Here is a 13,329-nt window from a genome sequence, read left to right on the forward strand (position 1 = left end):
GCTTCTGGAGCTCTTTGAGTCGCTTGGCGTCCTCGGCCTTGAGCCCGCCGTATTGGTTCTTCCACCGGTAGTAGGTGCCCTCAGTAACTCCGAGTTCCCGGGCAACCGCGGCGACATCATGGCCTTGGGCCAGCATCTTCTCAGCCTCACCGAGCTTGCGGATGATCTGCTCCGGGGAGTGCCGCTTCCTCTTCGCTGTCATGGTTACACCAGTCTTCCTCCCGCCAAGAGCGGGCGCCAGTGCAACTCACATAACTACTGGACCGAAATCAAGGGGTCACTCCATTCGGATCGGTAGCACGAGGCACCGCTCACCAAAACAGCGACATCGACATCCTGGTGGAGATGGACCCGGAGGATGGAAATCTTCTGATGCGTGCCTCAGGGCTCCTAGAGGAAACCCGGGCACTCTTCGGACATGAGGACATCGACGTGTTCCCCGTCCAACTGCTCAAACGGCCGATCTCCGAGGCTGCCTCCAAGGAGTCAGTCGCCCTGTGAGCCGAGACGCCCAACAGCGCATCGCCGACATCTTGGATGCGATTGAGCGCTGTCGGAGGTACGCCGCTCACGTCGACGACGCCGATCAAGGCGTCCTGGCAGAGATGGCGGAAGACGCCATCGAGAGGAATCTCCAGATCATCGGGGAGGCCGCAAACCACCTTCCCAACGAGATTACCGATGCTCACCCTGAGATCCCCTGGCCTCAGATTCGCGGGTTCCGCAATATCCTGGTCCACGAGTACGTCGGCGTTGACCTAGCTGTGGTGGAAGACGTGGTGGCCTCCCACCTGCCAGCTGTGGAGTCAGCCCTGCGCCAGCACCTCGCTCCTTAGCTGCCCAAGCCTGCCTAGGCAGTCAGCGCCGTCCAGAGGTTATTCCGCTTCTGAACTCCACCGGTTTTAGGTCACCGCGGACCGGTTTCTTGGGCGATGGGCACGTCGTCCATCTGCGTCTCAGCTAGGCGCGTCGAGAACTTCCTTCGCGTGAGGGGGGGCGCCACCCTGTTTTCAGCAGCTCCGCCACCGGTGGGAAGAGGGGGTCAGGCAAGCTATCCCATGGGAACCATCCCCATTCTGCGATCTTCTCCGGCTCCTGGGTGACGGGCTCACCGGTGGCCTCCACAAGATGATGCAAGGTCACATAGTGCAGACCCCGATCCGCGAAAAGATCATGGGTCCAGGTGATGGGAGTGACCCTCGCCGGAATCAGGCCGGTCTCCTCGGTCAGCTCCCTGCCTGCCGCCTCCGCCGGTTCCTCTCCGGGGTCAACTTTACCTCCGGGGAACGACCATTCACCGTCTCCGTGAGAACTACGACGACACCCCAGTAGAACCTTGCCCTCACGTACGACGACACTGCTTGTCCCCAGCAGAGGTCCGCGCGGCGCAAGGGTCACATCACGCTCTGCAGCATCCTGCCACTTACCCACCGTGGCCGGCTGCCATAGGCTCAGCTCTTTCAGCAACTGGTCGATCTGGTTGCCGATCAGCAGCTGCTGGCGGTGCTCGACGCGCAAGAACCGCTCCCGTACCGCATGGTCAAGGAGTCGATCAAGGTCGTCATAGAACCCACCGGCAGAGAGCAGGCCTACCGGCTTGGCGTGGATTCCCAGCTGGGTCCAGGTGGAGACCTCCAGCACCTCTTCGAAAGTGCCCAACCCACCAGGCAGCGCAATGAACGCGTCAGCAAGCTCCGCCATCATCGCCTTGCGCTCATGCATGGAACTGACCACATGCAGCTCCGTAAGCCCGCGGTGTCCAACCTCGACTCGGTCCAGAGCTTCGGGGAGCACTCCAATGACTTCTCCACCGGCTTCCAGTGCAGCGTCAGCAACAGCGCCCATCAGCCCCACTTTTCCGCCGCCGTAGACCACGCCGACACCACGTTGCGCCAGCGTCCGGCCCAGTTCAACCGCTGCCTGGGCATACAGGGGATCTGCTCCAGGACTGGAACCGGCAAAGACACAGATACGCGACAAATGCATCCCACTATCCTCACACAAGCCCACGGCTGCTACCCGGAACAATCGAGACTGCCCAATCCTGCGTAGGCAGTCAGCGCCGCCCAGAGGTTATTCCGCTTTTGAACTCGACCGATTTCAGTGCCGCGCTCCGGCCTCTCCGAATGGGAAGCTGCATCGGCTGGTGTCGCCGCTCGGTAGAACGGAAGCATGACACCGGTCATCGATCCCGACCTACCGAGAAAATGCGTTGGTGGCCAGTGCCGTCGAACGGCAGTTCATCACCATCACGTCACGTCTCTCTTAGACGGCCCGGCTTAGAGCTCGACCGGCTTCGGTGATGTGCCCCAGCCTCAACTCGAAGCAGCGTGGACCTGCGACTCCGATAATGGCCTGTCAGCAGCAACTAGCCGGATGGCCTCCGGGTCGGGGTTTCCAGCATCGGGACCACGGTGCTGGACAGTGAGACCAACCTTCTCCGCAACACGAGCCGAAGCCTTATTGTGCTCAAGCAGTATCGCCACGACCGGTAACTCGGGGCGGACCACACGAGCTTCTTTCACGGCATGCCCGGAGACTCTGCTCGCGATGCCTCGGCCCTGTGCATCGTAGGCAAGCCGATACCCCAGATTCCAGAAAACATCCCGCTTGACCCAACATCCAGCATTCCCCAGCACAACTCCAGAGTCAGCATCGCGCACGATCCACGAGGAGAGCCCGTCTCGCTCCCACCCGTCAATCCACGCCTGCACCATCACTTCAGTCCTTTCCCTCTCGGTATGGCGACCGGAGGGAAGATGAGTCCACACTCGGGGATCGCTGTAGATGTCGAAGATGGCAGGCACATCGTCGAGAGTCGGCATATCGAGCCGTAGGTCATCCAACTGCACGCCCTCAAGCCTACCCGGCGCCTCTATCCCTCTCGCCGGTGTTGGCCACGGCTGCGTTGCCGGGCTCAGTGGAAACATCCAGACATTCACCTATGACGGGGCCGGCCGAGTCTCCATCAGCCTGAGCACAGTGGAGGTCGGCAGTACTCCCGCAAGCCGCCGGATCCACCGGTTGAACCTGCCAGAAATGATGCTGCTCGGCGGGCTGTTCTGCTCCAGCGCACGCAGGGTGGTGCTGACCACCTCCGCAGGGGTCTGGAACCGAACTCCCCTCTCACTGGTACCGGAGATGCTGTAGAACTCCGTGGCGGTGGGCCCTGGCGACACCGCGAGAACGGTCACACTCGTTGCGCGCACCTCATGGGCCAACGCCTCGGTCAAGCGAACAACAAATGCCTTCGACGCCGCGTAGACGGCCATTCCCGGCACGGGCATATAGGCCGTCAAACTCGCCACGTTGACGAGGGCACCTCGGCCAGATTCCACAAGTTGAGGAAGAAACGCATGAGAGACATCAACCGTGGCGTGGAGGTTGACGTTCAACTGCCGCCGAATCTCACCTTCGGTCGAGTTGCTGAAACTTCGGGTCACCCCCACACCGGCACAGTTGATGACGGTGTCGATCACGATGCCTGCCTCAGCGAGCTGGGTCGCCAGCACATAGCCGGCACGTTCGGCCGAGAGGTCGAGGGAGACGATATGCACCTGGCTGCCGGTGGTTGCACGAATGTCCTCGGCCACGGACTCCAGAGCATCAGCACGCCGCGCCACAATCACCACATCGGCACCCATCTCACCCAGACGCCGCGCGAACTCTGCCCCGATACCTGAACTCGCCCCGGTCACCAGGGCGGTCGTTCCCTTGTATTCCATTGCATCTCCCTCACATGTGAAGCTCACAGGCCTCTCAATGTGAGAGGTTTACACATCAACCTACGCCAGGAGTGTGAGAGGCTGCAACATTGGAGGTGCTCACCATGCCTGAACGCGGATATCACCACGGTGATTTACGCAATGCGCTGCTGGCCGCGACCCGGGAACTTGTCCGCCAGCGCGGGGCGCGCGGCTTCAGCGTCTCAGAAGCGGCACGGCAGGTGGGAGTCTCTTCCTCCGCCCCATACCGACACTTCGCAGACCGAGACGCCCTACTCGCTGCTACAGCCTTGGAGGGCTTTCTCGAATTGGAGGAGCAGCTCGCTGAGCTGCAGGCCCTCGAAACACTCCCCCATACGGCAGCGCAGATCACCACCGCGTACCTACGCTTCGCCCACGAGGATCCCGCTCGGTTCGAGGTGATGTTCGCCCATGGGCTCGATAAGACGCAGCATGAGGATCTGCTGCAGCAGACATTCCGGATTCAGGACCAGCTCAATGTCAGGATGGCCCGGCATCTCCCCCGCGCACAGGCGACCCAACGGGCCGCGGAGCTATGGTCGTTGGCCCACGGACTCGCCACGCTGTCCATCGGAGGCAATGTGCAGCATGTACTTCCTGAAGTCCAGATCGGCGAGCTTGCCGCATCGGCCGCGAAAGCGTGGGCGCGAGGCCTCACCCAGCGGCCCGGCGACTAACTCAGGGTCTGCCGAAACCTGAACCGACACCCCTGCCCTCATCCGCTGAAGCTACTTGCGCCCGCCCGAGGTGAGCCCGCTTTTGAACTCGACGACGTCGCCGTCGCGCATGATGTAATCCTTGCCTTCTAAACGGACCTTTCCGGCGGCTTTGGCCTCGTTCATGGAACCGGCCTCCACCAGATCCTCAAAACTGACCACCTCAGCCTTAATGAAGCCGCGCTGGAAATCCGTATGAATCACACCTGCCGCCTCAGGTGCCGTAGCGCCCTTGCGGATGGTCCACGCCCGTGCCTCCTTTGGCCCCGCCGTCAAGTAGGTCTGCAACCCCAGGGTGTCGAAGCCGGTGCGGGCCAACTGATCCAGGCCGGATTCCTCCTGCCCGTTGAGCTCGAGCATCTCGCGAGCTTCCTCCTCGTCGAGTTCCACCAGATCCGCCTCTAGCTTCGCGTCGAGGAACACCGCCTGCGCCGGTGCCACTAACTGCGCCAACTCAGCCTGCTTCTGTGCCGAACCCAAGACGGCGTCGTCGGCGTTGAACACGTAGATCTGCGGTTTAGCGGTGAGCAGGTTCAGTTGCCCCAGCTGCTCCATGTCCAGGCTGTCCTGGGCAGAGAAGACAGTACGCCCGTCGTCGAGCACCTCTTTGGCTGCCACGTAAGCATCCAGCGTGGCCTTCTCTGCCTTCTTACCGGCGACTTGCTTCTCCAGTTTGGGGATCGCATTCTCCAGGGTCTGCATATCCGCCAGGACCAGCTCGGTGTTGATGGTCTCCATATCGGAGGTCGGATCCACCTTGCCATCCACATGGGTGACATTCTCATCCTCGAACACCCGCACCACCTGGGCGATGGCGTCAGCCTCACGGATATTCGCCAGGAACTGGTTACCCAGCCCCTCCCCCTCCGAGGCGCCCTTGACGATGCCCGCGATGTCCACAAAAGACACTGTGGCGGGGATGATCTTCTGGCTGCCGAAAATCTCAGCGAGCTTCTCCAACCGCTCATCGGGGAGGTTGACGATCCCCACATTCGGTTCGATGGTGGCGAAAGGATAATTCGCCGCGAGGATCGTCTGCCGGGTCAGTGCGTTGAAGAGGGTCGACTTGCCCACATTGGGCAGTCCCACGATTCCGATAGTCAGTGCCACGGGGATACAGCCTACCGTGACGTTGACTCCGGTCTCTCCGGTTCTGCATGACCCTATGAACTCTGCAGCACGTGATAACCATATGCAGCGTTCATAGGGTTATGCAGGAATGGTGGTGGGTGTCAGAGCCAGCCGTTCTCGGCAGCCGTGCGGGCGGCGTCGTGCCGGTTCTCCGCCCCCGTCTTACCGATCGCTGCACTGAGATGGTTCCGCACGGTCCCGGCCGATAAGTGCAGGCGCGCGGCAATCGACTTCACAGAGCCACCATCGGCCGCAGCTTGTAGCACCTGCTGTTCCCGTGTGGTCAGCGGGTTCACCCCACCGGCCAGGGATTCCGCGGCCAGAGCCGGATCCACCACCCGGTAACCGGCAGCGACCCGACGCACCATATCGGCTAACTGCTGGGCGGGAGTGTCTTTCACCACAAAGCCGGCAGCCCCCGCATCCATGGCTCGGCGCAAGTACCCTGGTCGACCAAAAGTGGTGACAATCAGGCACCGCACTGCAAGCCCGGCCTCGGTGAGCTGGCGGATCGCCTCGATCCCGTCGATGCCGGGCATCTCGATATCAATGAGCGCGACGTCGGGGCGGTGCTTTTCGACGGCGTCGTACACCTGGTCACCGCGCCCGACTTCAGCAACCACCTCCACGTCCGGTTCCAGGTTCAGCAGTGCCGAAAGCCCACCGCGCACCAGATCCTGGTCATCGGCGAGCAGCAGTCTGATCCGCCGGTCGGCAGCCACAGCGCCCTCAGGTCTTGCAGTACCCACTGTCATGACAATGCCACCTCCACTCGAGTGCCGGGACGCTCAGCCGAGGTGCCCTCCAGCTCAGGGAAGGCCCGCCCCAGCACCACGCGTGCCCCGTTGCGCTGGGCCCGTTCGCGCACACCGCGCAACCCGTTGCCTTCCCGCGAGGTGCCGAGCCCCAGGCCGTCGTCGGCCACCTGGAGCCGGTTCGGGGTGACGGTGATCGCGCAGCGGGAAGCCTCCGAGTGGCGGACCACATTAGTGACCGCTTCCCGCAGCACCCAGGCAAGCAGCCGGTGGCTGTCGCGGTCAGTGTCACCGAGTTCTCTGTGGATCTCCGCCTGGATACCGGCCGAGGCCAGGGTGGAGCGGGCCACGTCGAGTTCGCCGGGCAGCTGAGGGGCTTTCAGCCGGGAAACAGTCGAACGCACCTGAGTCAGGGACTCGCGGGAGATTCGTTCGATGTCATCAAGTTCGGCCCGTGCCCGGTCCGGTTCAGCCTCCATGAGTCGGCGTGCCAGCTGCGCTTTGATGGACAGCACCGTCAGTGAGTGCCCCAACACATCGTGCACGTCCCGGGCGATGCGGTCCCGGTCCTCAGCGGCCCGGAGCGTCTCTGCCCGGCGGCGGTCCCGGTCCTCGTAGTACTCGGTGAGGCGCATCGCCACGATGAACCCCATGCCGATACCCGGCCCTGCGGCGATCCACAGCGGGTCGAAGTCTGCCCATATCAGCGCCAACAGGCTGGGTACCGCCCAGATGAGCACCCCGATGGGGATCCCCACCCGGGGCGATCGGGTGTAGATGATGAGTGCGGCCAGATAGGGGGTGAAGGCCACCACCCAGGGCCCGATCGCCGGCATGCTGACCGCCGCGATGAGTCCCAGCACCAGCTGACTGGCCCAGAGGTGGGACCAGCTGGGCGCGGAGGTGGGCTCCTCAGTAAACCACCGCCAGGCGCTCCACAGGTAGAGCACCGCGAAGAGCACTACAGATATGCCCGCCAGGACCCGCCACCCGATCGCCGCTTGACTGTAGTAGATGGCGATGACCGGCACGGCCAGAAACACGATCCAGACTCCGGCGTAGAGGAAGCCGGCGATGTGCTGAGTCCGGGTGGTCGGCTCGGCATCACCTGGTGTACCACCGGCGTCAGAGGCATCGGGGGGTTCTGCCTCTGTGCTGTGCGGCGTCGTCGTGCTCATGTGTCTTATCCTTCCACGCAGGGCCGTCTAGAGACTGCCTGCTTCCCGCCAGTGCCAGTCCCTGCCCTGGCTCGTTCAGCGTCGGGCGGTGGCGCGCCGCTGTAGCAGGATGCAACCGACGGCGAAGACGACCGTCCACACTGCGACGTTGAGCAGCAGCATCCACAGCGGGTCGGCGCCCTGAGTGGCGTCTCCGGCGGTGAGCAGCTCACCTTCGGTCAACGGGTAGCGCGCAATAGCGGTGACCCCATACATCGGGGTAAAGCGGCCGATATCCAACAGCAGTCCTTCCAGAGGGAAGAAGTTATTGCCGAGGAAGCCCAAGATGACCAGTACCCCGGAGGCTGCCCCCACGGCTGCGTCGGAGCGGAACGCCAGCCCGGCCAGCAGTCCGTAGAGCGCAAACGGCAGTGAAGCCGCCACGGTGAGCACGGCGGTACCCACCCAACGGCCAGGGTCCATCTCGGTGGCGGTCAACAGCCCCACCAGGTTGATGAGCAGCACCGGTAGTGCGGCCATGGTCAGTGCAATGATGGATTTGGCCAGTACGAACATCCCATGCGGCATAGCGGTCAGGGCCAGCTGCCGGCCCCACCCTTGCTGTAGTTCCACCGCAGCGGAACCGGCCAGCGATGTGGTGGCTGTGGCGGCCCCGTAGACCGCGATCCCCACCAGTGTGTGGGCACTGACATTCCCGGTACCACCGGGTAGCTCGAAGGCGTTCCATTCGGTGCTGACCCCGAAGATGAGAAACAACACAGTAGGCAGCACGATGATGAAGAAGGAATTGGCGAAGTTCCGTAGATTCCGCCAGAAGTCCATGAGGATGTAGGTGGTCAGGCTCATCGGGTGGCCTCCTGTGTGGTCTCGGGTGCCGCGTACTGGCTGGGTTCAGGCGGCGCGGGGTCTGTGGCCTGGGCGGTCAACTGCATGAATGCCTCTTCGAGGGTGGCCGGGCGCACGGTGATGCCGTGGGCTTCGGTGGCGGTGAGCAGGTAGCGGGCCAGCGCATCGGCGTCGTCAGTGCGGAAGGTGACCGTGGAGCCGTGGATTTCGTGGGAGATCACATGGGGCACTGCGTGAAGATCAGCCGACGACGGCGACCAGCTCACTCGCACATGGGCGGCCCCTGCCTGCTGGCGCACCTCATCCGTGGGACCGTCGGCGATGATCCTCCCGTGATGCATCAGTACTGTGCGCCGGGCGAACTGTTCGGCTTCTTCCAGGTAGTGGGTGGCGAACAGGACCGTGGTGCCCGCATCGGCGGTGATCCGCATCCGGTCCCAGAATTCGTGCCGGGCGGAGACGTCCATCCCAGCGGTGGGTTCATCAAGCACGATGATCTCCGGGCTGGGCAGCAATGCCAGGGCGAACTTCAGCCGCTGCTGCTGTCCCCCGGAGCATTTGCCGACGGTGCGGGAGGCGATCTCGGTCAACCCGGCGGTGGCGAGGACCTCACCTACCGGCAGCGGGTCAACGTGCAGGGCCGCGATGATCTGTACGGTCTCCTTGACCGTGAGATCAGGTAGCAGCCCGCCGGTTTGCAGCAGGGCGCCGATGCGCCCGCGTTGGGCGGCTTTCTTCGGTGATCCACCCAGCACGGTCACGGAGCCGGATTCGGGGTGGTTCAGCCCCAGCATCATGTCGATGAGGGTGGTCTTACCGGCCCCGTTGGGACCTAGGAGGGCGGTGACCTCACCGCGGGCGAAGCTCAGGCTCACAGAGTCGACCGCACGGAATCTCCCGCCGCTGCCGTCGGGAAAGGAACGGACGACCTCATCGAGGGTGATCGCTTCTGTTGAGTTTGTGTCTGGTGAGTTTGCGTCTGTGGTCATGTCTCCACGGTGCCGCCGACGCTGGCAGGACGCGTAGAGCAGGTGTCATGAGTTGAGCATGACGTTTGTCATCGGATGGTGGGTCCGGGCGCTTCCTCGGGGTTGAGCAGCTCCGGGGAGAGGTTGAATAGTCTCAGCCGGGCGCTGTTCTGGATCTGTTGGTCACTCAGGATGCGGATGATCTGGGCCTCGTCCTCTGCACTGAGGTCATCTCCCAGACCGGCCTTGGGCAGGGTGGATGAGACCGGTCCGGTGTGCAGCCGGATGTCGACGAAAGTGGTGGAGGCGTTCGTCAGTGGCACCCACCAGTGGGGCTGGACCAGCCCCAGGGAGCGCAGCAGCAGTCGCAGCGAACTGCCGTGGGAGACCAGCACCGTGGTGCGAACCTCGAAGCCCAGGTCAACCGAAGGAGTGGGTGTGGTCTCGGCGGTGGCGCGAACAGCGGCGAAGAAGGCCCGCCGCATCCGCTCGGTGACCTCCTCGTTGGTCTCTCCTCCGGGGGGTGTGTACTGGCCGCTGCGCATGGCGGTGAACAGCTCGGGCTGCTCATCGCGTAGTTCGGCGCCGCGGCGGCCTTCCCATTCACCGAACCCCATCTCACAGAGTTCGTCCCAGATACTGGGGGCGAAGCCCAGCTCAAAGGCTTCAAATGTCTGGTGAGTGCGTTGCAGGGTGGACACGTGTCCCTGGGTGGGGTTCTGGCCGCGGATGAGCCCACCGGCAAGGGTCGATTGGGTGAGCCCGGCCTCAGAGAGTGGGATGTCCGTGCGCCCCTGCATCCGCCCTTCGGCATTCCACTGCGTTTCCCCATGTCTGACCAGCAGAACCCGGATCATGCCCGCTCCTTATCACGTGCCTCATCAATGGTGTCTTCAACCTACGACGTCGACTCCGCCGCCTGACTACCCTATCCGCACCGCATGAGTTCTTCAGGTGAGGAGGTCACCGGCTATGTCACCGGTGGCTGGCACAGTAGACGCCATGGAGTGGATGCAATTAGTGACCGGGCTGGTGCTCGGAGGTGTGCTCGGGGCCGGGCTGCTGTGGTTTCTGCTGCGCGACCGAATGGACCAGGTCCGCAGCCTGCAGGATCAGCTCAGCGCCAGTGAACAGCAGTTAGCCGCCGCCCGGGGTCGGTTGGAGGAGGTGGACCGGGAACGCAGTCTGCGTGCGGAGGCGGAGGCTGAACGGGAATCTCTCCTGGAGCTGCTGCATCCGGTCCGGCAGGGGGTCACGGAGGTCCAACGGCGGGTCGCGGAGATGGAGCGGCACCGGGCGGCTGAGCACTCCCAGTTGGCTGAACAATTAACGGCAGCGGCCCGCACTGACGCCCACCTGATGGAGACCACCCACCAGCTGCTTTCGGCTCTGCACTCGACCTCGGCGCGGGGGCACTGGGGTGAGGTGCAGCTGCGCCGGGTGGTGGAGGCCGCGGGCATGTTGCCGCATGTGGATTTCCTCGAGCAGCACTCGGCCACCGGTGCGGAGGGGCAGTCGCTGCGTCCGGATCTGGTGGTCCGGTTGCCGGGCGGTCGGCACCTGGTCATCGACGCTAAAGCCCCGCTACACCCGGAGGATCCAGCCGGGCAGGCCCGGGCGCTGCGGGCCCGGATTCATGAACTGTCTCAGCGAAAGTACTGGCAGGCGGTGGAGCGCTCACCAGAGGTGGTGTTCTGCTTTCTGCCGGCTGAATCACTACTGGGCGCGGCACTGGAGGCTGACGCTGGCCTGCTCGACGACGCCGTCTCCCGCGGAGTGACCGTTGTCTCACCTGCTTCTCTGCTGGCGGCGTTAAAAGCCGTGGAGGCCGCCTGGCGCCAAGAGCACCTCATGGCCAATGCCGCCCAGCTGATCGACCACTCCCGGGATCTGTACCGCCGGCTGGCGCGGATGGGAGAGCATCTTCAGCGCACCGGGCAGCGGCTGCGGCAGACCGTGGATGCCTACAACGGGTTACTGGGCAATCTTGAGCGGCAGGTGTTGCCCAAAGTGGAGACGATGAGCCGTCTACAGGTCACAGAAAGCTCCGAAGGCTCTGGCGACCACCTGGATGCCCTGAGCCGTGGGGTTGAATCCTCCGCGGTGGAGCTAGAACTCAGCCCGCTGGGGCCGCGGTTGACCGTGGGCGCCCAGCAGACCGGCGAGCCCGAAAGTGAGGGGTCCGAGCAGGCAGAAAGCTCCGGTGAGAGCCTCGATGGACCCACCACTGCGTCCGATCAGGAACCCGATGGAGGGGCTAGAGCGTGAGGTCGAAGACCCACAACAGGATTGTCATCGACACAAGGGTGATGATGACAACCCCGATGATGTTCAACCACAGCCCGCCTTTGACCATCTGCCCGATCGTCACATAGCCCGACCCATAAGCAATGGCGTTGGGCGGAGTGGCCACCGGCAGCATGAAGGCGCAGGTCGCGGCCAGGGCCACGGGGGCGGCCAGCACTAGCGGATCGACGCCGGTTCCCATCGCGACACCGGAGGCCACCGGGAGGAATGTCGCCGCCGTGGCGGTGTTCGAGGTCATCTCCGTCAGCAGCAACACACCCGCGGCAGCGATGAGCACCAGGACCCAGACCGGGATACCGGCGAGTCCTTCGACTTGGGTGCCCAACCAGTCGGAGAGTCCCGAAGCGCCGAACTGTCCGGAGAGCGCGAGGCCTCCCCCGAAGAGCAGCAGCACACCCCAGGGCAATTTGACGGCGTACTCCCAGTCGAGCAGGCGGACGCCCTTCTTCGCCTTGCCGCCAGCCGGCAATAGGAACAGCAGCAAAGCGATGGCCATGGCGATACCGGCGTCATCGATGAAGGGCTCCGCATCGGGGTCCAGCACACCGACCTCGGCCAGTAAGTCAGTACCGAGCGGAATGAACACCCATGAGCAGGCGGCCAGGATGAAGATGAGCAAGGTGCGGATTTCCCCCTGGCTCATGGGCCCGAGCTTGTCCAACTCCGTTCGGACGAGTTCTCGTCCTCCGGGGACATCGTCGATCTCGGGGCGGAAAACCACTTTGGTGAGCAGGAACCAGGTGACCACAAGCATCACGATGGAGATCGGCACTCCGACGAGCATCCACTGCCCGAAGGTGATGACCAGGTCGTGGTTGGCATCCATGTGCCCCACCAACAGGGTGTTCGGCGGGGTGCCGATGATCGTTCCCAACGAGCCCACCGAGGCGGCGTAGGCGATACCGAGCATCAGCGCGGTCCCGAAGTTGGACTTGATGACCTCCTTCTTCGCCTCGTCTTCGTCCTCATCGGTCCCGGCGGTGGCGGGGTCCTCCCCGGCGACCACCTTGCGTACCAGCATGAGGATGGAGATCCCGATGGGCAGCATCATCACCGCGGTGGCGGTGTTGGAGACCCACATGGAGAGGAACCCGGTAGCGATCATGAACCCGGCAATGAGGTAGACGGGTTTTGACCCCATCAACCGCAGGGTCAACAACGCAATTCTGCGGTGGAGATTCCACCTCTGCATGGCCAGGGCAAGCATGAACCCGCCCATAAAGATGAAGATGATGTTGTTGCCGTAGCTGGCCCCGATGTCATCAACACTGACTCCCCCAGCGGCTTCATCGCCCGAGCCGTACTCATCCTCTGGCACCAGCACCGGGAAGATGACCAGCGGCAGCAGCGCGGTCGCCGGAATCGGCACCGCCTCGGTCATCCACCACACGCCCATCAGCACCGCGGTGGCGGCCACCAGCCGGGGCCATACTTCCAGGTCCCCGGGCATGATGGCGAAGATGAGCAGCGCGGCGGCGACACCGCCGAACAGCCCGAGCAGGCGCCGGATGATCGTAGGTTTCTCGAACCCCTCGGCTTGGTGCCCGGCAGAAAGCTGCGCCGCTTCCCGCTGGGACTGCTCTTGGGGGTCGTATTGCTTCAGGTGGTCCCCGGTGACCCGGGATCGTGGCGGCGTCATCATCTCGCACACTCCTGATGTTCTGTGGTCCGTGTCACTGGAG

Annotated in this window: 15 protein-coding genes; 4 read left to right on the forward strand and 11 right to left on the reverse strand. The window is 63.6% G+C overall.

The features are described 5' to 3' along the window. The coding region (locus tag H578_RS0109920) for an IS3 family transposase (RefSeq protein WP_022873532.1) at positions 1-202 on the reverse strand (202 nt) is incomplete at its 3' end. A gap of 56 nt (positions 203-258) precedes the next feature. Between H578_RS0109920 and H578_RS14660 the strand changes: the two genes are divergently transcribed. Continuing rightward, positions 259-501, forward strand: a complete 243-nt coding sequence (locus H578_RS14660) for a nucleotidyltransferase family protein (RefSeq protein ID WP_051130860.1) — start codon at positions 259-261, stop codon at positions 499-501. Further along, on the forward strand, positions 498-836 hold the full coding sequence (locus tag H578_RS0109930) for a HepT-like ribonuclease domain-containing protein (protein ID WP_022873534.1): 339 nt from the start codon (positions 498-500) through the stop codon (positions 834-836). Before H578_RS14660 ends, H578_RS0109930 begins: the two co-directional genes overlap by 4 nt. Positions 837-960: 124 nt before the next feature. Here the strand turns inward: H578_RS0109930 and H578_RS0109935 are convergent, their stop codons facing one another. The 3 genes from H578_RS0109935 to H578_RS0109945 all read right to left on the reverse strand — a co-directional run bounded on the left by H578_RS0109935 (position 961) and on the right by H578_RS0109945 (position 3,725). Continuing rightward, positions 961-1,986 (reverse strand): TIGR00730 family Rossman fold protein, encoded by a 1,026-nt coding sequence (locus H578_RS0109935; protein ID WP_022873535.1) that lies wholly within the window; start codon positions 1,984-1,986, stop codon positions 961-963. A gap of 329 nt (positions 1,987-2,315) precedes the next feature. Further along, positions 2,316-2,852, reverse strand: a complete 537-nt coding sequence (locus tag H578_RS0109940; protein ID WP_245554972.1) for a GNAT family N-acetyltransferase — start codon at positions 2,850-2,852, stop codon at positions 2,316-2,318. Positions 2,853-2,942: 90 nt separating this feature from the next. Next, entirely contained in the window at positions 2,943-3,725 is a 783-nt protein-coding gene (locus H578_RS0109945) for an SDR family NAD(P)-dependent oxidoreductase (RefSeq protein WP_022873537.1), read from the reverse strand. A 104-nt stretch (positions 3,726-3,829) separates the two neighbouring features. Between H578_RS0109945 and H578_RS14665 the strand changes: the two genes are divergently transcribed. Continuing rightward, positions 3,830-4,423 carry a TetR/AcrR family transcriptional regulator gene (locus tag H578_RS14665; protein WP_156837296.1) on the forward strand — a complete coding sequence of 198 codons (594 nt, stop codon included), beginning with the start codon at positions 3,830-3,832 and terminating at the stop codon, positions 4,421-4,423. Between the two features lie 51 nt (positions 4,424-4,474). Here the strand turns inward: H578_RS14665 and ychF are convergent, their stop codons facing one another. The 6 genes from ychF to H578_RS15720 all read right to left on the reverse strand — a co-directional run bounded on the left by ychF (position 4,475) and on the right by H578_RS15720 (position 10,197). Beyond that, entirely contained in the window at positions 4,475-5,572 is a 1,098-nt protein-coding gene (gene ychF, locus H578_RS0109955; protein ID WP_022873539.1) for a redox-regulated ATPase YchF, read from the reverse strand. Positions 5,573-5,694: 122 nt separating this feature from the next. Further along, a complete protein-coding gene (locus H578_RS0109960; RefSeq protein ID WP_051130862.1) occupies positions 5,695-6,348 on the reverse strand; it encodes a response regulator transcription factor in 654 nt (217 codons plus the stop codon). Further along, on the reverse strand, positions 6,345-7,526 hold the full coding sequence (locus H578_RS14670) for a sensor histidine kinase (RefSeq protein WP_022873541.1): 1,182 nt from the start codon (positions 7,524-7,526) through the stop codon (positions 6,345-6,347). Before H578_RS14670 ends, H578_RS0109960 begins: the two co-directional genes overlap by 4 nt. A 75-nt stretch (positions 7,527-7,601) precedes the next feature. Continuing rightward, positions 7,602-8,372, reverse strand: coding sequence for an ABC transporter (locus tag H578_RS0109970; RefSeq protein WP_022873542.1), 771 nt, complete (start codon positions 8,370-8,372; stop codon positions 7,602-7,604). Next, entirely contained in the window at positions 8,369-9,361 is a 993-nt protein-coding gene (locus H578_RS14675; RefSeq protein WP_022873543.1) for an ABC transporter ATP-binding protein, read from the reverse strand. Before H578_RS14675 ends, H578_RS0109970 begins: the two co-directional genes overlap by 4 nt. Positions 9,362-9,429: 68 nt before the next feature. Then, entirely contained in the window at positions 9,430-10,197 is a 768-nt protein-coding gene (locus H578_RS15720) for a histidine phosphatase family protein (RefSeq protein ID WP_022873544.1), read from the reverse strand. Positions 10,198-10,312: 115 nt separating this feature from the next. On the opposite strand from H578_RS15720, the gene H578_RS14685 reads away from it, so the two are divergent. Beyond that, complete coding sequence (locus H578_RS14685) at positions 10,313-11,608, forward strand: DNA recombination protein RmuC (protein WP_022873545.1); 1,296 nt, start codon at positions 10,313-10,315, stop codon at positions 11,606-11,608. Here the strand turns inward: H578_RS14685 and H578_RS0109990 are convergent. Then, positions 11,598-13,286, reverse strand: a complete 1,689-nt coding sequence (locus H578_RS0109990) for an SLC13 family permease (protein ID WP_245554973.1) — start codon at positions 13,284-13,286, stop codon at positions 11,598-11,600. The genes H578_RS14685 and H578_RS0109990 overlap by 11 nt on opposite strands. Between the last annotated feature and the right edge of the window lie 43 nt (positions 13,287-13,329).

Origin of the sequence: Nesterenkonia alba DSM 19423, assembly GCF_000421745.1 — a bacterium.
Classification (GTDB): Bacteria; Actinomycetota; Actinomycetes; order Actinomycetales; family Micrococcaceae; genus Nesterenkonia; species Nesterenkonia alba.

Coding starts and splice junctions, on each gene's coding strand:
- H578_RS0109935 (WP_022873535.1), bottom strand. CDS start 1,986: ATGCATTTGTCGCGTATCTGTGTCTTTGCCGGTTCCAGTCCTGGAGCA.
- H578_RS14685 (WP_022873545.1), top strand. CDS start 10,313: ATGTCACCGGTGGCTGGCACAGTAGACGCCATGGAGTGGATGCAATTA.
- H578_RS0109970 (WP_022873542.1), bottom strand. CDS start 8,372: ATGAGCCTGACCACCTACATCCTCATGGACTTCTGGCGGAATCTACGG.
- H578_RS15720 (WP_022873544.1), bottom strand. CDS start 10,197: ATGATCCGGGTTCTGCTGGTCAGACATGGGGAAACGCAGTGGAATGCC.
- H578_RS14670 (WP_022873541.1), bottom strand. CDS start 7,526: ATGAGCACGACGACGCCGCACAGCACAGAGGCAGAACCCCCCGATGCC.
- H578_RS0109960 (WP_051130862.1), bottom strand. CDS start 6,348: ATGACAGTGGGTACTGCAAGACCTGAGGGCGCTGTGGCTGCCGACCGG.
- H578_RS14665 (WP_156837296.1), top strand. CDS start 3,830: ATGCCTGAACGCGGATATCACCACGGTGATTTACGCAATGCGCTGCTG.
- H578_RS14675 (WP_022873543.1), bottom strand. CDS start 9,361: ATGACCACAGACGCAAACTCACCAGACACAAACTCAACAGAAGCGATC.
- H578_RS0109945 (WP_022873537.1), bottom strand. CDS start 3,725: ATGGAATACAAGGGAACGACCGCCCTGGTGACCGGGGCGAGTTCAGGT.
- H578_RS0109990 (WP_245554973.1), bottom strand. CDS start 13,286: ATGACGCCGCCACGATCCCGGGTCACCGGGGACCACCTGAAGCAATAC.